Origin of the sequence: Pseudomonas palmensis (assembly GCF_049942755.1) — a bacterium.
GTDB lineage: Bacteria > Pseudomonadota > Gammaproteobacteria > Pseudomonadales > Pseudomonadaceae > Aquipseudomonas > Aquipseudomonas palmensis.
Genome location: NZ_CP187958.1, coordinates 1935940 through 1958907 on the forward strand (window position 1 = coordinate 1935940; position 22968 = coordinate 1958907).

Consider the following 22968-nt stretch of genomic DNA (forward strand, 5'->3'; position numbering starts at 1 on the left):
CACAGTCACCCCTTCCCCGCTCTCGACACTGTTCCACGCACTGTCGATTCCGCCAGGCAACATCCTGCTGGCCCAGATGCGCAAGCGCCCCGTCCCTCCACCTGCACCGTAGCGCCTGAATTCCACCACCCTCGGCTTTTGCCGCTCGGGGTTGGGGAGCCTTTGCATTTTTTTCAGCGTTCAACTGTTCAGGAATCTCTATGACTCTTCGTGTAGCCATCATCGGTGCCGGCCCGTCCGGCCTTGCGCAACTGCGTGCCTTCCAATCCGCCCATGCCCAGGGCGCCCCCATGCCCGAAATCGTCTGCTTCGAAAAGCAGGCCGACTGGGGCGGCATGTGGAACTACACCTGGCGCACCGGCCTCGACCAGCACGGCGAACCGGTGCACGGCAGCATGTACCGCTACCTGTGGTCCAACGGCCCCAAGGAATGCCTTGAATTCGCCGACTACAGCTTCGACGAACACTTCGGCCGGCCGATCTCCTCGTACCCGCCGCGCGAAGTGCTGTGGGACTACATCCAGGGCCGCGTGAAAAAGGCCGGGGTGCGCGACTACATCCGCTTCAACACCGCGGTCAAGAACGTCAGCTTCGATGAAACCACCCGCGAGTTCACCGTCAGCGCCTACGACTACAGCGCCGGGCAGGGCATCGAGCAGGTGTTCGATTACGTGGTGGTCGCCAGCGGGCACTTCTCTACGCCGCACGTACCGGAATTCGAAGGGTTCGAGCGCTTCGCCGGGCGCATCCTGCACGCCCACGACTTTCGCGAGGCGATGGAGTTCAAGGGCCAGGACCTGCTCATCGTCGGCAGCAGCTACTCGGCCGAAGACATCGGCTCGCAGTGCTACAAGTACGGCGCGCGCTCGATCACCACGGCCTACCGCACCCAGCCGATGGGCTACAAATGGCCCAAGGGCTGGGAAGAGCGCCCGCAGCTGGTGCGTGTCGAGGGCAACCTGGCGTTCTTCGCCGACGGCTCGAACAAGCGCGTGGATGCGATCATCCTGTGCACCGGCTACCAGCATCACTTCCCGTTCCTGCCCGACGAACTGACCCTCAAGACCAACAACCGCCTGTGGCCAACCGGCCTGTACCAGGGCGTGGTGTGGGAGCAGAACCCGCAACTGATCTACCTGGGCATGCAGGACCTGTGGTACAGCTTCAACCTGTTCGACGCCCAGGCCTGGTTCGCCCGCGACTACATGCTGGGGCGCATCAAGTTGCCGACCAAGGCCGACATGCAGGCCGACAGTGCCAGCTGGCGCGCCGATGAAGAGGCCCTGGACACCACCGCCTCGATGTACGAATTCCAGGGCCGCTACATCAAGCACCTGATCGCGCAGACCGACTACCCCAGCTTCGACATCGATGCCGTGAACCGCATCTTCCTCAAGTGGAAGAGCGACAAGAAGAGCGACATCATGGGCTATCGCGACAAGTCGTACCGTTCGGTGATCACCGGCACGGCAGCGGTGCCGCACCATACGCGGTGGCTGAAGGCGATGGACGATTCGCTGGAGGAGTACCTGCGCGAAACGGACGGCAAGAAGGGCGAAGTGAAGGCACTGCGCGGGTAGCCCCGCCGACGCCCGAAACCGGTGCCCCCACAAGACCGGCCCTTGCCGGCGCGGCCTCTACTGCGGGCACTGGTAACCGGTTTGCCCCCGCTGCAGGCCGATGACCTCGCGATGCACCTGGCTGGGCCCGTAGTCGGCATTCCAGCCACGGCGTTCGGCCACCGGCTGCGGCGCATAGCCGTCCTTGCAGGCCAGCAGGTTGAGCATCACGTTCGCCTCGCCCATCAGCGGCTCCAGCTTGAGGGTGCGCCTGGGCGCCAGTTGTACCCTCCCCTGCGCGTCGCTGCGGGCCACCACCACCCCTGCATCAATAATGCTCACCCCGGCCAGTGGCTGCCGGGTGTGCTGATCGACGACCGTGGTGTCGAGCCCGTCGTGCACGATCACCGAGCGCGGCATGCAGCCTTGCAGCAGCAACAGCGCGGGCAAAGCGGTGTACCTCCACCAGCGAAATCGGACTGTCATGGCAAGCTCCTGCAAGGCCTGAAACACGGCAGTCTACTTGCGCGACCGGATTTGTGCAGAAGCGTCGACATCGACACGCAGGTGCCTTTCCGTCGCCCGTGGCGCTCACGTATCATCCGCCCCCTGCCCCGGCCCACATGGACGTCCGATGACCCCCGCCGCCCGCCTGTTCACCCTGCTGGCTTCCAGCACCCTGCTTGCCCTTGCCCTGCACACTCCGGCCGCCGTCGCCGCCGGCTTCGATTGCAGCAAGGCACGCACCCTCATTGAAAAGTCGGTGTGCGACACGCCAACGCTGTCGGCCAAGGACGACCAGCTCAACGCGCTGTACAAGCCACTGATGACCCGGCGCATCTATCGCGAACTGGAAACCCGTTGGGTAAACGAGGTGCGCGACCGCTGCCAGACCGCCACCTGCCTTGAGCGCGCCTACGACCTGCAGATCCGCAACCTGACCGCGCTGCCGCCACCGCCCGTGCCCGGCCTGCGCGACGCGGTGCCGCTGCCCCAGGGCAGCGCCTACCGTACCCTGCAGGACGAGCCGTGGCCGCGCTTTGCGCTGGCGGCTATCCCGGACATGTACCCCGATTCGCTGGCCCAGCTGATCGATGTGGGCATCAAGGACGGCGTGCTGTACGCACTGCTCTACGTGGCAAATTCGTCCGACGGCCCCGGCTACAACCAGGACAACTGGTCGGTGCAGCCGTCTTCGGGCGTGCTGCTCGAATACGCTGACAACCGCCCCGGCCTGCATGTGATCGACCGCGACGTGCGCTTTGCCGGCTGGCGCGTCAGCGAGCTGATGGACCAGGGTGAACGCTATGCCGGCATCCAGGACGGCGCGTTCTACTACCGCCAGCGCACCGAGGGCGAGCTGCAGCAGGCCATGGTCTACACCCTGGGCAGCCGCCAGCCGCCGCAGGCCACCACCACGGTGTTCCACGCCCAGTCGCGCACGCTGCGCTTTGCCAAGGCAAGGGTGCTGGGCAACATGAACGACGAGAACAGCGACCTGCGCCTGAACTACGAACACGCCCTGCCGCGCCCCGCCAGCGAAACCGTGCTCGACCCCGAGAGCGGCGGCTGGAGCCTGTCCAACCTGGCCTGGAGCGAGCGCCGCCAGGTGCTGTACTTCGAGAACAGCGGCGCCATGGCCTGCATCTGGCGGGTCGACCTGAGCGGCAAGGTGCTGTCCAAGATCGTGCCCGAACACACGGCCGGGCAACCGCTGGCGGTGGAGCTCGACGGCCGTGAGGCGATCGTGTACGTCGAACACGACCAGTTGATGTTCGCCCTGTCGCCCGACCTGTAAGGACACCCCCATGCACACCGTGACCCGCCTGCTCACCCTGCCCGCCTTGCTGGCCCTGGCCCTGCACGCGCCGGCGGCCTCGGCCGCCGGTTTCGATTGCAGCAGGGCCAACACGATTCTGGAAACCGCGATTTGCAACACGCCCTCGCTGTCGGCCAAGGACGACCAGCTGAATGCGCTGTACACCCCGCTCAAGGCGCAGAAGATATTCCGCGAGCTGGAAACCGACTGGCTGAAGAACGTGCGCAACCAGTGCAAGACCCCCGAGTGCCTGGAGAGCGCCTACGACCGCCAGATCCGCCGGCTGACCGCCGTGCCGGCACCGGCGCCGGTTGCCTCCGATAGCCTCGCACCGCTGCCCAAGGGCGAGGTGTACGCAAAGGTCGAGGACGCGCCGTGGCAGCGCTTTGCCCTGGCCCCGTTCATCGGCATGAGCGAGGACTCGGTGGCGCAACTGATCGATGTGACCGTCAAGGACGGCGTGCTGCACGCGTTCGTGTACGTCTCCGGCGACCGTGACGGGCCCACCTACGTGCAGGACAAACACGTGACGCTGGCCACCTCCGGTACCCTGCTCGAATACGCCGACGATCACCCCGGCTGGCATGTGATCGCGCGCAACGTGCGCTTTGCCGGCTGGTCCCACAGCGGCTTCAACGACCAGCGCGAGCGCTATGCCGGGGTGCAGGACGGCGCGTTCTACTACCGCCAGCGCAGCAACGGCGAGCTGGAGCAGTCGATGGTGTATGCCGTGGGCAGCCAGCAGCCGCCGCAACCGACCACCCAGGGCTATCACGCCGGCTCCAACACCGTGCGCTTTGCCAAGGCGCGTGTGCTCGAAGACCTCAACGTGGCCAACGACCAGTTGCGCCTGGCCTACGAAAGCGACGGCAACTCGCGCGGCTACGAGAGCGTGATGGCGCCCGACTCCAGTGGCTGGAGCCTGGTCAACCCGACCTGGAGCGAACACCGCCCGGTGCTGTACTTCGACAACAGTGGCGGCATGGCCTGCGTCTGGCGGGTCGACCTGGTGAACAAGGTGCTGTCCAAGGTCGTGCCCGAGCACGAGGCGGTGTCGGCCCGCCCGGTGGACATCAATGGCCGCGAAGCGCTGGTGTATGTGCAGGAGAACCAGCTGATGTTCGCCATCGCCCCGGATCAGTAACCCTGTGGCAACGCTCGGGCCCGCCAGCGCCCGAGCAGCCGGCCCACGCTCACCAGCCAGTTGAGCAGCGCCACGCACAGCACGCTGAGCAGCAGTGCATGCGGGCCGCCCTGCACGATCAGGGTGCCGGCCAGCAGCGGGAAGCCGAACACGCCGATGAAGTACCCCAGGCTGAACAGCAGCAGCGCCTGCGGCGTGTAGCCGGTGGGCGCTTCGTTGGCCGCCAGGCCGTTGATCACCGAATAGTTGAGCCCGTAGCCCACCCCCAGCAACGCCGCCGCCAGCAGGTAGCTGAGGGCGTCCTGCACCCACCAGCCCAGTGCGAAGACGGCCAGCACCATCACCCCGGTCAGCATGCACGAGGTGCGGTAGGCGTCATGCCGCACCACCCAGCCGGCGATCAGCAGCCGGCAGCCGATGGCGGCGAGCATGAAGCCGACGAAGAACAGCGAATAGTCCAGCCCGCGACTGGCCGCGTAGGTGGTCTGGAAGCTGCCCAGCCCGCCGAACACCGCGCCGCCCAGGCCCACCATCAGGATCGGCCAGCGCGCCGACGAGCGCAGCACCTGGATGCCGGCGTGGCGGCTGATGCGGGCGCTGGCCGCCTGTGCCGGGTGCTGGCGGGCCAGCCAGGCGAAGACCAGCATCCCCACAGCGGCGGCCAGGGCGGCGGTGTAGAACGCGGTTTCCAGTGGCAGGTGCAGCAGCGAGGCGAGCTTGCCGGCCAGCGGGCCGGAGCCGATGCCACTCATCATGCTGCCTGACAGCAGCGCGAAGCAGTGGGTGCGCCGGGCCGGCTCGACCAGCGCGGCAACCAGGATCGGGCCCAGGGTGTAGAACGCGCCCCAGCCCAGGCCCAGCAGCAGGCCGCACAGCCACAGGCTGAAGTCGACACCGGGTACCAGGGCAAAGCCCAGGCAGGCGCCGATCAGGCACAGCGCCGACTGCGCGATGGCGCGGGCGGTGCCGAGCCAGTCGGCGAGATGGCCGCTGCCGAGCACGGCGATCACGGTGCTGAGCATGGCGATGGCGATGATGCTGCCGGCGTCCTGTTCGTTGCCACCTCGGGAAGTGACCAGCAGCGAGAGCAGAAAGGTCGAGCCGTAGGACAGCGACAGCAGGTAGCTGGCCAGGCACAGCAGGCCGAAATGCGGGGTGGTTGTTTTTGTCATGGTGGGTCCGCCGATGGGTATGGCTGTTTTAGCATGGGGATTGGCGGTGGCAGTTGTGCATGTACCGGAGTTGGGATCTGTGCCGACCGGACTAACGCATCGCGGGTCAAGCCCGCTCCCACAAGGATCCCCGCTGTCCTTGTGGGAGCGGGCTTGACCCGCGAAGGGGCCGAAGGGTTCAGCGCCAGCCCACCCGCCCGATCAACATGAACACCGCCTGAAACCCCAGAATCAGCACCACGCACCCGGTCCAGCCCCACTGCTGCCACAGCACCGCCGGCAACAGCGCGCCGGCACTCCCGCCCAGGTAATAGCAGGTCAGGTAGCGCCCGATCGCCCCGGCCTTGTTCGCGCCGGCCGTGGTCGCAATGAAGGTGTTGGCCGCCGCCTGCGCCAGGAACACCCCGGTCGAGCTCAACGCCAGCCCCAGCACGATCACCCACAGCGTGGGCACAAGCGTCAGGCCGATGCCCACCGCGCCGACAACGCCCGCCACCATCAGCAGGTGCAACGGCGGGCGAGCCCTGGCCAGGCGGCCGGCAATCGGCGTGACCACCAGCGCCAGCAGAAACACCGCATAGATCGACCCCAGCGCCGCCGCCCCCAGCCCGAACGGCGCCCGGCTCAGGTGCAGCCCCGCATAGGTGAACGACGCCACCTGTGAAAACAGCACGCAGAACCCCACCGCACACGCCGACCACAATGGCCAGCCAAACCGTGGTGGCGCACTGGCCCTGCGCCTGCTCGCCGGCACCGGTTCGAGCACCAGCAGCCAGCGAATCCCCAGCCCCATCAGCAGCACCACCAGCGCCAGCACTTCGAACGCTTCGCGCCAGCCCCAGTACTCGGTCACCCACGCCACCACGAAGCGCCCGGCAAAGCCGCCCAGGATGGTGCCGGTCACGTACAGGCTGGTGACCTCGGTCACGCTCGCGCCCTGCCACCGCTCACCAATCAGCGCCACGCTGCAGGCGAAGATCACCGGTATCAGCAAACCCTGCACCGCCCGCCACAGCAGCAGCTCGGCAAAGCTGCCCACCGTGGCCATCAGCAGCACCGGGGTGGCCAGCAGCAACGCCGCCACCACGATCAGCGTCACCGGCGACCAGCGCCGCGCCAGCCAGCCGACCCAGGGCGCAGTCAACGCCACCATCAGGGTGGTGATGGTCAGGCTCCAGCTCACCTGGCCAATGTCCACGGCAAACTGCCGGGCCAGTTGCGCGAGGATGCCCTGGGTGGCGTACAAGGGGAGGAACGCCGCGCAGCCGCACAACAACATCGCGACCCGCGCAGCCGAAGAAGGCGCCTGCATGGCAAAACTCGTTAAAGTGTGTGGCGCCCTTTATACGGCGCCCCACTCGCCCCGGGCCAATACCGATTTCGGACCGATCGATACCTCAAGGTGCACCATGCTCGACCTCCGCAAACTGCGCTATTTCCTGGCCGTGGCCCAGGCCCTGCATTTCGGCCGCGCCGCCCAGGCCCTGCACCTGGCCCAGCCCGCGCTGACCCGGCAGATCTCGGCGCTGGAAGCCCAGCTGGGGTTCAGCCTGTTCGAGCGCAGCAGCCGCAACGTCAGCCTCACCGTGCAGGGCCAGGCCTTCGTGCCCTATGCACGCAACGTGATCGAGCAACTGGCGCTGGCCGAAACCATGGCCGCCAGGCTCGCCAGCGGCATGGCCGGCCACCTGAGCCTGGGCTATGCCAGCTCCGTAGCCCTGAGCGACCGCTTTACCCAGGCCATCCAGCGCTTCGCCCAGGCCTTCCCCGAGGTGCAGTTGAACCTGATCGAACAGGCGTCGATGAACCAGTGGGCGCAGCTGCGCGACGGCACCCTGGACATCGGCCTGAGCCGCCTGCCGCCCCCCGCCGAGCACAACCTGCACACCGACACCCTGGAGCACGAACCCCTGCTGCTGGCGCTGCCGGTCAGCGACCCGCTCAGTGACCAGGCGCAGGTCAGCCTGGCGCAGTTGCAGCAGCGCCCGGTGATCCTCTACCCCGAGCAGCACGGCACCGGCCTCAACCTGGCCATCGAGACCCTGTTCGCCAACGCCGGCCTGGCGCTGCACCGCGGCCCCAGCGGCCAGCAGACCACCACCATCATCGCCCTGGTCGCCGCCGGCCAGGGCGTGGCGGTGGTGCCGGCCTGCACCAGCGCGCTGGAACGCAAGGGCGTGTGCTACCGCCCGCTCAGCGATGCCGATGCACACATCGCGCTGCATGCCATCAGCCGCCGGCACGGCCGTTCGCGGGCGGCCGAGGCGTTCCTGGCGATCATCAACCAGCCGGGCCCATGAGCCCCGGCGCCTGGCAAGCACGGCGCGGATAAAACTGTTTTACCGAAACCGCGGGTTTTCCGCCGCGGTGCTTTGCCTATCCTAGGCGCGACAAACATCATCAGCGGAAGATTCATGCGCCTCTCGTTTCCCAGCCGTTATGCCTGCCTGGCGGCGTGCCTCACGTTCAGCCTGGCCAGCCTGCCGTTTCTTGCCACTCACGCCTGGCTCTGGCCATTGACCCTGATCGGCACGCTGCTCTCGCTGGTGGGCCTGAACGACCTGCGCCAGCGCCAGCACGCAGTGCGGCGCAACTACCCGATCCTGGGCAACCTGCGCTACCTGATCGAGACCATCCGACCCGAGATCCGCCAGTACCTGCTCGAAGGCGACGACGACAAGCTGCCCTTCTCCCGCGCGCAGCGCTCGCTGGTGTACGCACGGGCCAAGAACGAAAGCGCCGAGAAAGCCTTCGGCACGCTCAATGACGTGTACCGCCCGGGCTTCGAGTTCATCAGCCATTCGATGCTGCCGGTCAACACCCCCGACCCGGCCTCGTTTCGCATCGCCATCGGCGGCCCGCAATGCCGCCAGCCTTACTCGGCGTCGATCTTCAACATTTCGGCCATGAGCTTCGGCGCCCTCAGCGCCAACGCCATCGGCGCGCTGAACAAGGGCGCCAGCCTTGGCCGTTTTGCCCACGACACCGGCGAGGGCAGCATCAGCCCCTACCACCGCGAACATGGCGGCGACCTGATCTGGGAAATCGGCAGCGGCTATTTCGGCTGCCGCGACGCCCACGGCCGCTTCGACCCGCAGCGCTTCGCCGAACAGGCCCGCGACCCGCAGGTGAAGATGATCGAGATCAAGCTCAGCCAGGGCGCCAAGCCCGGCCACGGCGGCATCCTGCCGGGGCACAAGGTGAGCGCCGAGATCGCCGCCACGCGCGGTGTGGCGCCCGGCGAAGACTGCATCTCGCCCGCCGCCCACAGCGCCTTCAGCACGCCGGTGGGGTTGCTCGAGTTCGTGGCGCAGTTGCGCGAGCTGTCCGGCGGCAAACCGGTGGGCTTCAAGTTCTGCCTGGGCCACCCCTGGGAGTTCATGGGCATCGCCAAGGCCATGCTGGCCACCCAGATCGTGCCCGACTTCATCGTGGTCGACGGCAAGGAAGGGGGCACCGGCGCTGCGCCACGCGAATTCAGCGACAACATCGGCGTGCCCATGCGCGAGGGCCTGATGTTCGTGCACAACACCCTGGTGGGCCTGAACCTGCGCCACAAGGTGCGCATCGGCGCCGCCGGCAAGATCGTCAGCGCGTTCGACATCGCCGGCGTGCTGGCCCTGGGCGCCGACTGGGTGAACTCGGCGCGCGGCTTCATGTTCGCCATCGGCTGCATCCAGTCGCAAAGCTGCCACACCAACCAGTGCCCCACCGGCGTGGCCACCCAGGACCCGTTGCGCCAGCGTGCACTGGTGGTGCCCGACAAGGCCGAACGGGTGTTCAGCTTTCATCGCAATACCCTGCATGCGCTGGCCGAGATGCTCGCGGCCGCCGGCCTCGAGCACCCCAGCGAACTCAAGCCCAAGCACCTGGTGCGCCGCGTCAGCGCCAGCGAGATCCGGCTGTTTTCGCAGTTGCACGTGTTCCTCAAGCCCGGCGAATTGCTCAGCGGCTCGATCGACAGCGAATTCTATGCACGGATGTGGCGGATGGCCCGCAGCGACAGCTTCGCGCCGCAATTGCAGGATGCGCCCGTGGCGCCGGCGAATGCGGTACGCCGAAAACAAACAACCCCGGCCTAGGCCGGGGTTGTTTGAAGGTCGAATCGATCAGAGGATGCTGATCGGGTACTCGACGAACACGCGGACTTCGTTGCCGTCGGTGTCCAGATTGGTGCTGCCACGCAGGAACGAACTACGCAGTTTGACGGACAGGTCCTTGGCAGGGCCTTCCTGAACCACGTACTTGAACTGGTTGAAGATTTCGCGCTCTTTGCCTTCACCGGCACCGTGAGTGTTGATGTTGTCACCACGCACGTAGGCCACGTTGTAGGTCAGGCCCGGTACGCCGAAGGCGCTGAAGTCCAGGCCGTAGCCGATCTGCCACGAACGCTCGTCTTCGGCGTTGAAGTCGGACCAGTAGGAGTTGGCCAGGAAGATGGTCGAACCACCGTCACCTACGCCGCCACGACGATTCTGGTACCAGCCGTACTGGTAGCCGGTGTCACCAGTGCTGCGCTGGTGCGCCAGGGTCAGCGAGTGCGGGCCGAAAGCGTAAGTCGCTGCCAGGCTCCAGATGGTGTTGTTGTCGCCCGCCAGGTCTGCACTGTTGACGAACTTCTTGTCGATATCCGACTTGTAGCCGTTGAAGTCCAGGGTCAGCGACTGATCGTCCGCGATGGCGTGAACGTAGTTCAGGCCCAGGTAGTGCTTCTTCATCACATCTTCGATGTCAGAAGTGTACAGCGCTGCGCTGAAGCTCTTGGTGAAGGCGTACTTGCCGCCGAACACGTTGATCGACTTCAGGCCACCGCTATCACGCCCTTCGGCGCTTTTACGTGCTTCCTGGGTGAAACGGCCAGCGGTCAGTTCCAGGCCTTCGATCTCCTTGGAGGTGATCGAGGTGCCGGTGAAGCTTTCTGGCAACAGACGGCCGTCGTCGTAGTTCAGTACCGGCAAGGTCGGCATCTGGTCACCGTAGGTCAGTACGGTATTGGAGACGCGGAACTTGATCGCAGCACCGGCACGCGCCAGGTTGTGCGGGGAGTTGCTCGGTTCGGTATCGCTTGGCTTGAAGAAGTCAATACCCTGGCCGCCGTTACGACCCTTGCCGCCGTCCAGGCGGATGGCGTACAGGCCGAAGGCATCGACGCCCACGCCCACGGTGCCCTGGGTGAAGCCCGACGAGAACTTGCCGATGAAGGCCTGGCCCCACTCGGACTGGTCACTGTTGCCATGCTTCTTGTCACGATTGATGAACGCGTTGCGCAGCAGAACGCTGGCCTTGCTGTCTTCCTGGAAACCGTTCGACGCGGCCTGGTCGTTGGCCATTGCCTGAGTCGCCGCCATAAGCCCCAGCGCGATCAGACTGATCCGTGTTTTCAACATGTTATTTTCCTTATTTCGGAGTGTTTTACGCTCTGCGACCAACGCCAGGAACCACGCCCCCTGCGTGGGTTGACGCTCACGGGTCTGCAAATAAAAAGCCCGCCTGCAACAAGGGTGCAGCGGGCCTTTTCTTGGGACTCTTGGCCGATGGGCCTACAGGCGTTGGGTCCGATCCTAGCCGTGCGTACAAGGCCATGTCAAAAATTCGTGAAAACGACAAGTCATATGGCCATTACGCCGTCTTCAGCGGCGCAGACAAGGCAACCCGCAATCGGTTGCGCCCCGGTGGAAATACCTGGATACGACCGCACCACAAAGGTGCGTAAATAGCGCTAACATTTGGGAATGCAAAGCATTACCATTCGCACCCTTTTCATCACCAAGTACCTTTGCCGATGCGTGCCACGCCTGTCCCTTGCCGTCTTTCCCCTGTGTCTCTGGGGCTTTGCGCCCTGTTCAGCTCCAGCCTGGCGTGTGCTGCCAGCACCACGTTGCCCGAGCTGTCGGTAACCGCCGACAGCGACCGGGATGACCCTCGGGTCAAGGAAGTGACCACCGCCACCCGCACCTCCACCCCGGCGCGCTACGTGCCCCAGGCCATCGATTCGATCAAGACCGCCAGCGTGCACGACTACGGCACCCATGACCTGGGCAAGGCCCTGAGCGGCATCCCCAACGTCAGCAACAGCGCCGACACCCGCTTCGACAGCCTGCGCATCCGAGGCTTCGACGCCAGCAACGACTTCTACCTGGACGGCATCCGCGACGACAGCCAGTACGTGCGCGACCTGTACAACATCGAACGGATCGAGGTGCTCAAGGGGCCGGCGGCGGTGCTGTACGGCCGCGGCAGCCAGGGCGGTATCATCAACCGCGTGAGCAAGGCGCCCGAAGCCGGCCGACACTCCAGCATCGAGGCCCAGGGCGGCAGCGACGACCTGCGCAGCCTGTATGCCGACCTCAGTGCCGACCCCAGCGACACCCTCAGCCTGCGCCTGAACATGGGCAACCGCGACAACAACAGCTTCCGCCACGGCATCGACGGCAGCCGCCAGCTGTTCGCGCCCTCGATGAGCTGGCAGCTCAGCCCGGACCTGAACTGGCTGGTGCAGTACGAATACAGCCGCTACAACCGCACGCCCGACCGCGGTATCCCCGGCGATCCGCGCACCGGTCGCCCGGTGGATGTCAGCCGCAGCACCACCTATGGCGACCCGCAGCGCGACTACATCGACGACACCGCGCAGTCGCTGCGCTCGCGCCTGAACTACCAGCTCAACGATGCCTGGCAACTGCGCCATACCCTGGGCCTGTTCCAGCTCGACAGCGACTTCGACAACACCTACCTCACCGGCTACAACGCCAGCACCGGCCTGGTCGGGCGCCAGCGCTGGCAGCAGGACCTGAACACGCGCAACCTGTTCAACACCGTGGAAATCGAAGGCAACGTGTCGACCTTCGGCCTGGAGCACACCCTGCTCACGGGGCTCGAACTGGGCGAGCAGCGCCGTCACTCGCTGCTGCGCAGCGGCAAGGGCGTGCCGGGCGTCGACCTGTTCAACCCGGACCGCGACCAGCAACACAACGGCGTGCTGGCGGTGTCCAGCAACAACCATACAGACGTGCACAGCCGTGGCCTGTATGTGCAGGACCAGGTCCGCCTGAACGATCAGTGGCAACTGCTCGTCGGCCTGCGCCATGACCGGTTCGAGGTGGACACCACCAGCAAGGTCAGCGGCCTGAGCGAAAAGCAGCAGAGCAACAGCACCAGCCCGCGCCTGGGTGTGGTGTGGACGCCGCTCAGGGACCACGCTTTCTATGCCTCGTGGAGCAAGACCTTTTCCCCGGTGGGTGGCGGCCTGATCGGCATCACCCCGGGGGCGGCGGGCAACGCCAACGAAACCGGGCCTGAACATACCCGGCAGAAGGAGATCGGGGTCAAGAGCGAGTGGCTGGACGAGCGCCTGAGCACCACCCTGGCGGTGTACGAGCTGGAGCTGTACGACCGCCGCAGCCGCGACCCGGACAACGCCGACCGCTACATCCTCACCGGCCTGCAGCGCTCGCGCGGGGTCGAACTGACCGCCACCGGCAAGCTGGGAGGCAACTGGTATGTGCGCGGGGGCATCGGCCTGCAGGACGCCACCATCGTCGAGGACACCGAAGGCAATGCCGGCAACCGCATCAACGACGTGGCGCGGCGCAACGCCAGCCTGTTCGTCACCTGGAAACCGGAAATGGGCTGGTACGCCGAAACGGGTGTGACACTGGTGGGGCAGCGTTATGCCGATACCAAGAACACCATCGTGCTGCCGGGGTATGGCAGCTGGGACGCGCTGGTCGGCTGGCGCACGCAGGATTGGGATGTGCGCGCGGCGCTGAGCAACATTGCCGACAAGACCTACTACAGTTCGGCGACCAGTGCCGGGCAGATCCAGTTCGGTGATCCGCGCAGCCTGGTGGTGACGGGTACCTACAACTTCTAGAACTGCGGTGCTGCCATCGCGGGTCAAGCCCGCTCCCACAAAGACCGCGCCACCCCCTGTGGGAGCGGGCTTGACCCGCGATGAGGCCAGTACAGCCTCCACAAAAAAGGGCACCACCGCAATCGGTGGCGCCCTTTCCAGTTCAGCGGTAGCACACCCCCAGCAGCGCATCGAGCTCTGCCTCGGTGATCAACCCCTGTGGATAACGTTCCACCAGTGCACGTCGTGGATCGGTCTTCCTGACCCGGAGGGTTCCATGGTGTTTCAACCACTGCGCCACTGCCTCAAGCGCCTCGAGGTTCACCACCGACGGGTGCGAAACCGGTTCACTTGTCGCATTCATTTCCACACGTACTCCCCAGAAGTGTGAGCGGCTACCTTAATCAAACTTTGTGACAGAACTGCGCCGTCGTACTTGCTTGAAATACAAGGCAAAACGAATACAAGAGGTGTGCCAGTTGCGTCGCCGGCCATCGCGCAGGCAAAAAAAAGCCCGTCGATGACGGGCTTGATTTGCCAGGCCGCTCTCAGCGCTTGGCAGGGGCGGGTTGCTGCTGGGTCAGGCAATGGATGTTGCCACCGCCCAGCAACAGCTCACGGCCCGGCACCATGACCACTTCGTGATCGGGGAACAGACGCGCCAGGACCGCTCTGGCCTCGGCATCGGCGGGGTCGTCGAAGCTCGGCGCGATGATCCCGCCGTTGACGATCAGGAAGTTCACGTAGGAACCGGCCAGGCGTACCGACGGGTTGCGCTCCTGGCTGCCGGCCACCAGATCGACCCCGGCGCACTCCTCTTCGGTAGCGTACAACGGGCCCGGGATCGGCATCTTGTGCACCACGAATTCACGGCCCCTGGCATCGCGCTGGCTTTGCAGCACCGCCAGGGCGGCGTGGCAGCGGGCGTAGTTGGGGTCTTGCGAATCATCGGTCCAGGCCAGTAACACTTCGCCCGGGCGCACGTAACAACAGAAGTTGTCCACATGCCCGTCGGTTTCGTCGTTGTACAGGCCCTCGGGCAGCCACACGATGGTGTCCACCGCCAGTTGATCGCGCAGGATCGCCTCGATCTGCTCGCGGTTCAGGTGCGGGTTGCGGTTGTGGTTGAGCAGGCACTCCTCGGTGGTGATCAGGGTGCCTTCGCCATCCACGTGAATCGAGCCGCCTTCGAGCACGAAGCCCTCGGTGCGGTAACGCTGGCAGCGCTCCATTTCCAGCACCTTGGCCGCCACCTGTTCGTCGCGGTTCCACGGTGCGTACAGGCCGCCCTCGAAGCCGCCCCAGCTGTTGAAGCCCCAGTGCACGCCGCGCACTTCGCCGCTGTCGTTGATCACGAAGGTCGGGCCGGTGTCACGCACCCAGGCGTCGTCGTTGCTGATTTCCACCACACGGATGTTGGGCATGTCCAGTTGCGCACTGGCGTTTTCGTACTGGCCGGCCGACACACCCACGGTGACCGGCTCGAAACGCGCGATGGCCTTGGCCACCGCCACGTGGGCGGCCTGGGCCGGCTTGCCGCCCAGGCGCCAGTTGTCCGGGCGCTCGGGCCACAGCATCCATACCTGGGTTTGCGGTGCCCACTCGGCAGGCATGTGGAAGCCGTCGGCGCGCGGGGTAGTGTTCAGGGTCTTCATGGTCAGGATTCCAGTGAACCGTCGAGGGTTTTGATCGCACCATACAGGTTCGGACGGCGGTCACGGAAGGTGCCCCAGGCGCTGCGCACGTGTTCCAGTTTGTCCAGGTCGAAGCTGTGCACCAGCACGCCCTCTTCGGTCTGGTCCAGTTCCTCGACCTTTTCGCCGAACTGGTTGGCGATGAACGACGAGCCGTAGAAGGTGATGGCGTAGCCGTCCTGTTCTTCGCGGCCGATGCGGTTGCTGGCCACCAGCGGCATCAGGTTGGCGCCGGCGTGCCCCTGCTGCACACGCTGCCAGTGCTCGCGGGAGAGGATATTGGCATCGTGCGGTTCGCTGCCGATGGCAGTGGGGTAGAACAAAATCTCCGCGCCCAGCAGCGCCATGCTGCGGGCGCACTCGGGGAACCACTGGTCCCAGCAGATGCCCACGCCGATCTTGGCGTAGCGGGTCTGCCACACCTTGAAGCCGGTGTCGCCGGGGTTGAAGTAGTACTTCTCGTGGTAGCCGGGGCCGTCGGGGATGTGGCTCTTGCGGTACACGCCCAGGTTGCTGCCGTCGGCGTCGATGATCGCGATGCTGTTGAAGCGGGCGCGGCCGGCCAGCTCGTAGTAGCTGATGGGCAGCACCACCTGCAGCTCCCTGGCGAGCGTCTGGAAGTGCGCGATGGCGGCGTTGGTTTCGGTGGGCGTAGCCAGTTGCAGGTAGTCGGCGTTGGGCTTCTGGCAGAAGTACGGGGTTTCGAACAATTCCTGGATCAGGATGATCTGCGCGCCCTTGGCGGCGGCTTCGCGCACCAGTTTTTCGGCGGTGGCGAGATTTGCCTGGCGGTCCCAGGAACAAGCCATCTGGGTGGCGGCGACGGTGACGGTACGGCTCATGGGAACCTCCTTGGGAAGGTACAAGGGAAGACGATGAGCACTTTATAGCCGATAAATATCGGCTTTAAAAGCCAAAAATAATTAAACCTCTCAGGTTCGCCCGATTATTAATCGATATTAATCGACGCAAGGGAGGGTTCGTTGACTGCTTCGCTGGCAAGCCAGCGAATGCAGGACAGCGCCCTCCCGACTCCGCCGCTACACCCCCTGCGTCAACACCCGCTCCACACTGTCCACAAAGAAATCCACGCTCGCCCGCGTAGTGCACATGGGCGGCTTGATCTTGAGGATGTTCAGGTAGTCACCGGTCGGCTGCATGAAGATGCCCAGCTCGCGCAGACGCTCGCACAGCGCCGCCGTCTCTTCGGTGGCCGGTTCCAGGCTGACGGCATTGCGCACCAGCTCCAGGCCCAGGTAGAACCCCGACCCATGCACCGCACCCGCCAGCGGATACTTATCGACAAGCGCCTGCAGACGCGCCTTGAAGTACCCACCCACCTCGCGCGCGTTGTCCCACAGGCCCTCCTCTTCCATCACGTCCAGCACTGCCATGCCGATACGGCAGCTCACCGGGCTGCCACCGGCCGACGAGAAGAAGTAACCCTCGGCCTCCAGCGCCTCGGCGATCTCGCGCCGGGTGATCACCGCGCCCAGCGGCTGGCCGTTGCCCATGCCCTTGGCCATGGTGATGATGTCCGGCACCACACCCTGCTGCTCGAAGCCCCAGAAGTACTCGCCCAGCCGCCCATAGCCCACCTGCACCTCGTCGGCGATGCATACCCCGCCCCGCGCGCGCACCCTGGCATACACCTGCTGCAGATACCCCGCCGGCAACGGAATGCCACCGGCATTGCCGTACACCGGCTCGCAGATGAACCCCGCCAGCTGACGCTCGCCGATCTCGGCCAGGCGTTCGTCGACATCGCGCACATAGTCGGCGGTGGTGTCCTGCCCACGGTACTTGCCGCGGTAGGTGTTCGGTGCGGTCACCGGGTGCACCCAGTCGGGCCGGGTGCTCAATGCCTGCGGGTTGTCGGCGATGGAGGTCGAGATGGCATCGGTGGCCACCGACCAGCCGTGGTACGCCTCCAGCACGCTGAGCATGTCGCGCCCGCCGCTGGCCGCCCACGCCAGGCGGATCGCCAGGTCGTTGGCCTCGGTGCCGCTGTTGACCAGGAACACCCGGTCCATCCCCGGCGGCGCCAGCGCCAGCAGGCGCTCGGAAAACTCGGCGATGGCCGCATAGTGAAAGCGCGAGTTGGTGTTGAGCAGCGACCACTGGCGCGCCGACTCGCTCACCATGCGCGGGTGCCCATGGCCCAGCACCGCGACGTTGTTGAGCATGTCCAGGTACGAGCGCCCCTGCATGTCGATCAGGTAGTTGCGCCAGCCGCGCTCGATATGTGGCGGCTGCTGGTAGTAGTGCTTCTGCGAGCGCGCGAAGCTGGCGTCGCGACGCGCCAGCAGGGCATGCGGGTCGGGCAGTGGCGCGGCGTCGCAGTCAAAGCCCAGCAGCGCAGCCGGCGAAGGGCACAGCGCCTGCCACGCCAGCGCACGCGAAGGCGCGACGAAGTTCGGCGGTTGCAGGCCGGCCACGCGGCACAGCTGCACCTCGAGCTCGGTGGCGTGCCCCAGCGGCTCGCCCTGGGCGATGACCGCGCCCGATGCGGGGCTTTGCACCACCCCGCGCAGCCACAGGCTGGAGGCGTCACCTTCAAGGCACGCCCAGCCCTGCTCGCCGTGGCGCCAGGTGCCGGCAAACGGCGCCACCAGCGCACTGTCCACGGGCAGGTGCAGCTCCACGTGCAGCGCACAGGTGTGCGGTTCCAGCGGGTTGTCGATATGAGTCTGCGACAGGCGGTACTGGGCATACAACGTGCTGGCCGGGGCCGCATGGGTACGCAGCAGGTGCTGGTCGATGCCGGGCTGCTCCCAGTTGCCGGCGCTGAAGTGCTCGCTCAGCACGCCAAGATCGACCCGCGCCACAGCCTGGTCGCGCAACCCCGGCAGCAGCATGCCCGTGGCCGGCAGCGGCGCGGGCGCAAGGCCGGCCAGTTGCATGATCGCCGCCTCCATCAATGCGAACGGCACACCGGCTGCCACCTCGAAGATCTCCCACTCATGGGCCAGGTTGTCGCGGCTGTAGCTGTTGCCGGGGTCGACGCCCACCTGCTGCTCGCCACTGAGCACCAGCACCGCCGCGCGCGCCACGATCATCGGCCATAGCGCTCGCAGCTCGGCCTCGTGCAGCGGGTTGAGCGCATGATAGGCAGCGATGGCCGGCAGGATGCGCAGCGGGTCACCGTCGACATGATGCAGCAGCGCCGCGCAGGTCACCGACAGGTCGGCGATGCGCCAGGTGTGCAGCAGGTCGCCGAAATCGATCACCCCCTGCAACTGCCACTCGCGTGCGCCATCGCGCTGCCACACGGCGTTGTCATCGGTAATGTCCAGGTGCACCGCCTGCATCGGCAGCTGCGCCAACAACGGCTCGAGCGCCACGCGGGCCTGCTCGGCAACGGCCTGCACCCGCACCTTGCGCGGCCCGTCGGCCAGCACCGGGAGCAGGTGGGCGATCACCGCCTGGGCATGGCGCGGGTCCCATTGCAGGGTGCGCTCCAGCCCGGGGTGGGTGAAGTCCGCCAGCGCCATGTCGACCCGTGCACACAGCGCCCCCAGCGCGTGCATCAGGCGCGGCGCCATGTACGGCAGGCGGGTCAGGGTCTGGCCCTCGATGTAGGTGAGCACCCGGGCGCGCACCGGCTGGCCGTCGATCGTCAGTGCCAGCAACGGCTCGCCACCGTTGGCACGACGAACGGTCGGTACCGGCACACCCTGACGGTGCAGGTGCTCCAGCGCCGCATGCTGGGCTTCAAGCTCCTGCTGCGCATAGTCGCCATGGCAGACCTTGAGCACGAAGCGCCCGTGGGGCGTATCGACGCGAAAGTTCAGGTCCTGCTGGCTGCCCAGCGGCTGCAGCGTGCCTTGCAGCCCGTAATGCGCCTGCAGCAGCTGCGCCGCCTGGGCCGGGTCGAGATCGGGGCATGGCAGGCTGGCGCGGTGAATGAGGGTGTTCAGCGACATGGAGAAGGCCTCGATTTTTTTTGTCGCTTATATCGCCACCGCTGCTGCCGATAAGCAAGGGGAGTGACGAAGGGAAAGAATTGAACGTATTCTGACCCGCCGTCGATTTCGCCCTCCAACCCCGGGACAGACGCTTGAAGCAGGTTGCCATCCTCCAATCCTGCTCCCGCGCATGCAGCAGGCGATGAGCGACGCCGGGTTCACCGCGTACTTTTCCGACAACCTGCCCCTCGGCGCGCAGATTGGCGGCAGGATCAGCCACTATTAACTACGCGGGCATCCGGCCGATAGCCTGACGTCGGCCAGCGCTGCGTTGCCCTTGCACCGGCCGGCGCCTGGCGACAAGCTACGAGCCACCTGAACACCACCCGCTGCACCAAAGGCCATTCGACATGCGCATACTCATCACCGGCGGTGCCGGCTTCATCGGTTCGGCGCTGGTCCGCCACCTGATCGAGCACACCGACCACCACGTGCTCAACCTGGACAAGCTGACCTACGCCGGCAACCTGGAGTCGCTGCACAGCATCGCCAGCAACACCCGCTACGAGTTCGTGCAGGCCGATATCGTCGACCAGGCCACCGTGAGCGCGGTGCTGGAGCGCTTCCGGCCCCAGGCGATCATGCACCTGGCAGCCGAGTCGCATGTCGACCGCTCCATCGACGGGCCAGCGGCGTTCATCCAGACCAACATCGTCGGCACCTACAGCCTGCTCGAAGCCACCCGCGCCTACTGGGGCACGCTGCCGGCCGCCGAGCGCGAGGCGTTTCGCTTCCATCACGTGTCCACCGACGAGGTGTATGGCGACCTGCATGGGGTCGACGACCTGTTTACCGAAACCACCCCCTACGCACCCAGTTCGCCCTACTCGGCGAGCAAGGCCGCGTCCGACCACCTGGTGCGCGCCTGGCAGCGCACCTACGGGCTGCCGGTGCTGCTGACCAACTGCTCGAACAACTACGGGCCGTACCACTTCCCGGAAAAACTCATCCCGCTGGTGATCCTCAACGCCCTGGCGGGCAAGCCGCTGCCGGTGTACGGCAACGGCCAGCAGGTGCGCGACTGGCTGTTCGTCGAGGACCATGCCCGCGCCCTGCTCAAGGTGGTCACCGCAGGTGAGGTAGGCCAGACCTACAACATCGGCGGGCACAACGAGCAGACCAACCTCGGGGTGGTGCACGCCATCTGCGCACTGCTCGAAGAGCTGGCCCCCGCACACCCGGCGGGCGTGGCGCGCTATGCCGACCTGATCACCTTCGTGCAGGACCGCCCCGGCCACGACCTGCGCTACGCCATCGACGCCGGCAAGATCGAGCGCGAGCTGGGCTGGCGCCCTGAAGAAACCTTCGCCACCGGCCTGCGCAAGACCGTGCAGTGGTACCTGGACAACCTGGAGTGGTGCCGCCATGTGCAGGACGGCAGCTACCAGGGCCAGCGCCTGGGCAACAGCGATTTCAAGGACCTGATTGCATGACCAAAGGCATCGTACTGGCAGGCGGCTCCGGCACGCGCCTGCACCCCATCACCCTGGGCATTTCCAAACAGCTGCTGCCGGTATACGACAAGCCGATGATCTACTACCCGATCTCGGTGCTGATGCTGGCCGGCATCCGCGAAATCCTGATCATCTCCACCCCTCACGACCTGCCACACTTTCGCCAGCTGCTGGGCGACGGCAGCCAGTTCGGGGTGCACTTCGAATATGCCGAGCAGCCCTCGCCCGACGGCCTGGCCCAGGCGTTCCTGATCGGCGAATCGTTCATCGGTGACGACTCGGTGTGCCTGATCCTGGGCGACAACGTGTTCCACGGCCAGCGTTTCACCGAGCAACTGCTGCGCGCCGCCGCCCACTCCAGCGGCGCAACGGTGTTCGGCTACTGGGTCAAGGACCCGGAGCGTTTCGGCGTGATCGAGTTCGACGCGGCAGGCAACGCCCTGTCGATCGAAGAAAAGCCCGCGCAGCCCAGGTCCAGCTACGCGGTCACCGGCCTGTACTTCTACGACAACGACGTGGTGCGCATCGCCCGCGACATCAAGCCTTCGCCGCGTGGGGAGCTTGAGATCACCGATGTCAACAATGCCTACCTGCGCCGTGGCGACCTGCGCGTGGAGCGCTTCGGGCGTGGCTTCGCCTGGCTCGACACCGGCACCCACGACAGCCTGCTGGAGGCCTCGCAGTACGTGCAGACCATCGAGCATCGCCAGGGCCTGAAGGTCGCCTGCCTTGAAGAGATCGCCTTCCAGCAGGGCTGGATCTGCCAGGAGCGTCTGCTGGAGCGGGCCAAGGCCTTCGGCAAGACCGGCTACGGCCAGTACCTGTACGGCCTGACCGGAGACCAGCAATGGAAGTGATCGCCACCGCGCTACCGGACGTGCTGATCCTCGAACCCAGGGTGTTCGGCGATGACCGCGGGTTCTTCTACGAGAGCTTCAACGCCCAGGCCTTCAGGGCCGCAACCGGCATCGATGCACAGTTCGTGCAGGACAATCATTCGCGCTCGCTTCGCGGCGTGCTGCGCGGCCTGCACTATCAGGTGCACAACCCCCAGGGCAAGCTGGTGCGCGTGACCCAGGGCGCGGTGCTGGACGTGGCGGTGGATATCCGCCGCAGCTCGCCGACCTTCGGGCAATGGGTGGCGGTACACCTGTCGGCCGCCAACCACCGGCAGGTGTGGATCCCCCAGGGGTTTGCCCACGGTTTCCGGGTGCTCAGCGACAGCGCCGAGTTCCTGTACAAGACCACCGACTACTACAACCCGAGCGCCGAGCGCTGCATTCGCTGGGACGACCCGCAGCTGGCCATCGACTGGCAACTGGACGCACCGCCGCAGCTGTCGGCCAAGGATCAGGTCGGCCAGTTGCTCAAGGACGCCGACCTGTTCCCATGAAAATCCTCATCACCGGGCGCAATGGCCAGCTCGCCCAGGCCCTGCAGCAGCGCCTGGCCGGGTTGGGCCAGGTGCATGTACTGGGCCGCGAACAGCTCGACCTGGCCGAGCCCGAACGCATCCGCCAGGTAGTACGCGAGCTGAGCCCCGACCTGCTGGTGAACGCCGCCGCCTATACCGCAGTCGACCAGGCCGAAAACGAACCTGCGCTGGCCTTCGCCATCAACGCCACTGCACCCGGCGTACTTGCCGAGGAGGCCGCACGGCTGGGCGTACCGCTGCTGCACTACTCCACCGACTACGTGTTCGACGGCAGCAAGGCCACGCCCTACACCGAAGACGACGCGCCCAACCCCCTGAGCGTGTACGGACGCAGCAAGCTGGCTGGCGAGCAGGCCATCCATGCCGTGGGCGGCGCGCACCTGACACTGCGCACCAGCTGGGTGTACTCGTTGCACGGGCGCAATTTTCTGCTGACCATGCAGCGTCTGCTGCAGGAAAAACCGCAGCTGCGCGTGGTCGCCGACCAGATCGGTGCACCGACCTGGGCCGGTAGCCTGGCCGCCAGCACCCTGGCGTTGATCCAGCGCTGGCAGGCCGGGCAGGCGGGTGCGTGGGGCACCTACCACATGACCGCGCAGGGCCAGACCTCCTGGTTCGGTTTCGCCCAGGCCATCGGCGAGCATCTGAAGGCTCAGGGCAGGCCCTGCGCGCAGCTGCTGCCGATCCCGTCCAGCGAATACCCGACCCCGGCGCAGCGCCCACTGAACTCGCGCCTGGACTGCAGCCGCCTGCGCCAGCAGTGGCAGGTGGAGCAGCCAGACTGGCGTCAAGCGCTGATCGAGTGCCTGAAGTAGCGCATAATGCGCCCAACGTTTCTGCGCCCTTTGCGACGCCATCGCGGGTCAAGCCC

18 protein-coding genes are annotated in these 22968 nt (G+C 66.0%); 10 read left to right on the forward strand and 8 right to left on the reverse strand.

What is annotated here, in order from left to right; translation table 11 throughout:
* Positions 1 to 200 precede the first annotated feature (200 nt).
* Positions 201 to 1580 carry an NAD(P)-binding domain-containing protein gene (locus tag ACPRTJ_RS08840; RefSeq protein ID WP_426428614.1) on the forward strand — a complete coding sequence of 460 codons (1380 nt, stop codon included), beginning with the start codon at positions 201 to 203 and terminating at the stop codon, positions 1578 to 1580.
* 57 nt (positions 1581 to 1637) lie between these two features.
* Here ACPRTJ_RS08840 and ACPRTJ_RS08845 read toward each other — a convergent pair whose 3' ends face one another.
* Positions 1638 to 2045, reverse strand: a complete 408-nt coding sequence (locus ACPRTJ_RS08845; protein WP_213606723.1) for a hypothetical protein — start codon at positions 2043 to 2045, stop codon at positions 1638 to 1640.
* 148 nt (positions 2046 to 2193) lie between these two features.
* Here ACPRTJ_RS08845 and ACPRTJ_RS08850 point away from each other — a divergent pair, with 148 nt between their 5' ends.
* Complete coding sequence (locus tag ACPRTJ_RS08850; RefSeq protein WP_426428616.1) at positions 2194 to 3357, forward strand: lysozyme inhibitor LprI family protein; 1164 nt, start codon at positions 2194 to 2196, stop codon at positions 3355 to 3357.
* Between the two features lie 10 nt (positions 3358 to 3367).
* Positions 3368 to 4522, forward strand: a complete 1155-nt coding sequence (locus tag ACPRTJ_RS08855; protein WP_426428618.1) for a lysozyme inhibitor LprI family protein — start codon at positions 3368 to 3370, stop codon at positions 4520 to 4522.
* Here ACPRTJ_RS08855 and ACPRTJ_RS08860 read toward each other — a convergent pair.
* Together ACPRTJ_RS08860 and ACPRTJ_RS08865 are read right to left on the reverse strand one after the other, a co-directional pair.
* Positions 4516 to 5694 (reverse strand): MFS transporter, encoded by a 1179-nt coding sequence (locus ACPRTJ_RS08860; protein WP_426428620.1) that lies wholly within the window; start codon positions 5692 to 5694, stop codon positions 4516 to 4518. The two genes, ACPRTJ_RS08855 and ACPRTJ_RS08860, sit on opposite strands and share 7 nt — an antisense overlap.
* 178 nt (positions 5695 to 5872) lie before the next feature.
* Positions 5873 to 7006, reverse strand: coding sequence for an MFS transporter (locus ACPRTJ_RS08865; protein ID WP_213606717.1), 1134 nt, complete (start codon positions 7004 to 7006; stop codon positions 5873 to 5875).
* A 97-nt stretch (positions 7007 to 7103) separates the two neighbouring features.
* On the opposite strand from ACPRTJ_RS08865, the gene ACPRTJ_RS08870 reads away from it, so the two are divergent.
* Positions 7104 to 7994 carry a LysR family transcriptional regulator gene (locus ACPRTJ_RS08870; protein ID WP_078481583.1) on the forward strand — a complete coding sequence of 297 codons (891 nt, stop codon included), beginning with the start codon at positions 7104 to 7106 and terminating at the stop codon, positions 7992 to 7994.
* 114 nt (positions 7995 to 8108) lie between these two features.
* Positions 8109 to 9776 carry an FMN-binding glutamate synthase family protein gene (locus tag ACPRTJ_RS08875; protein WP_054915933.1) on the forward strand — a complete coding sequence of 556 codons (1668 nt, stop codon included), beginning with the start codon at positions 8109 to 8111 and terminating at the stop codon, positions 9774 to 9776.
* 27 nt (positions 9777 to 9803) lie between these two features.
* Here ACPRTJ_RS08875 and ACPRTJ_RS08880 read toward each other — a convergent pair whose 3' ends face one another.
* Positions 9804 to 11081 carry an OprD family porin gene (locus ACPRTJ_RS08880; protein ID WP_123753343.1) on the reverse strand — a complete coding sequence of 426 codons (1278 nt, stop codon included), beginning with the start codon at positions 11079 to 11081 and terminating at the stop codon, positions 9804 to 9806.
* A gap of 395 nt (positions 11082 to 11476) precedes the next feature.
* Between ACPRTJ_RS08880 and ACPRTJ_RS08885 the strand changes: the two genes are divergently transcribed.
* Complete coding sequence (locus ACPRTJ_RS08885) at positions 11477 to 13567, forward strand: TonB-dependent receptor (RefSeq protein WP_426428623.1); 2091 nt, start codon at positions 11477 to 11479, stop codon at positions 13565 to 13567.
* Positions 13568 to 13709: 142 nt separating this feature from the next.
* Here ACPRTJ_RS08885 and ACPRTJ_RS08890 read toward each other — a convergent pair whose 3' ends face one another.
* The 4 genes from ACPRTJ_RS08890 to ACPRTJ_RS08905 form a co-directional block, all read right to left on the reverse strand.
* Entirely contained in the window at positions 13710 to 13910 is a 201-nt protein-coding gene (locus ACPRTJ_RS08890) for a hypothetical protein (RefSeq protein WP_078481589.1), read from the reverse strand.
* 184 nt (positions 13911 to 14094) lie between these two features.
* Positions 14095 to 15201, reverse strand: a complete 1107-nt coding sequence (gene aguA, locus ACPRTJ_RS08895; RefSeq protein ID WP_426428624.1) for an agmatine deiminase — start codon at positions 15199 to 15201, stop codon at positions 14095 to 14097.
* Positions 15202 to 15203: 2 nt separating this feature from the next.
* On the reverse strand, positions 15204 to 16082 hold the full coding sequence (aguB, locus tag ACPRTJ_RS08900; RefSeq protein WP_043861659.1) for an N-carbamoylputrescine amidase: 879 nt from the start codon (positions 16080 to 16082) through the stop codon (positions 15204 to 15206).
* A 198-nt stretch (positions 16083 to 16280) separates the two neighbouring features.
* Positions 16281 to 19166, reverse strand: a complete 2886-nt coding sequence (locus ACPRTJ_RS08905; protein WP_426428626.1) for an aminotransferase — start codon at positions 19164 to 19166, stop codon at positions 16281 to 16283.
* A gap of 392 nt (positions 19167 to 19558) precedes the next feature.
* Here ACPRTJ_RS08905 and rfbB point away from each other — a divergent pair, with 392 nt between their 5' ends.
* The 4 genes from rfbB to rfbD are packed head-to-tail and all read left to right on the forward strand — an operon-like array spanning position 19559 to position 22912.
* Positions 19559 to 20641, forward strand: a complete 1083-nt coding sequence (rfbB, locus tag ACPRTJ_RS08910; RefSeq protein ID WP_078481595.1) for a dTDP-glucose 4,6-dehydratase — start codon at positions 19559 to 19561, stop codon at positions 20639 to 20641.
* The gene (rfbA, locus tag ACPRTJ_RS08915) at positions 20638 to 21519 is read left to right on the forward strand and encodes a glucose-1-phosphate thymidylyltransferase RfbA (RefSeq protein WP_054915924.1); all 882 of its coding nucleotides are present in this window, start codon (positions 20638 to 20640) and stop codon (positions 21517 to 21519) included. Before rfbB ends, rfbA begins: the two co-directional genes overlap by 4 nt.
* A complete protein-coding gene (rfbC, locus tag ACPRTJ_RS08920; RefSeq protein ID WP_426428628.1) occupies positions 21510 to 22055 on the forward strand; it encodes a dTDP-4-dehydrorhamnose 3,5-epimerase in 546 nt (181 codons plus the stop codon). The genes rfbA and rfbC overlap by 10 nt, the downstream gene beginning before the upstream one ends.
* Positions 22052 to 22912 carry a dTDP-4-dehydrorhamnose reductase gene (gene rfbD, locus ACPRTJ_RS08925; protein WP_054915923.1) on the forward strand — a complete coding sequence of 287 codons (861 nt, stop codon included), beginning with the start codon at positions 22052 to 22054 and terminating at the stop codon, positions 22910 to 22912. The genes rfbC and rfbD overlap by 4 nt, the downstream gene beginning before the upstream one ends.
* The last annotated feature ends 56 nt before the right edge of the window (positions 22913 to 22968 follow it).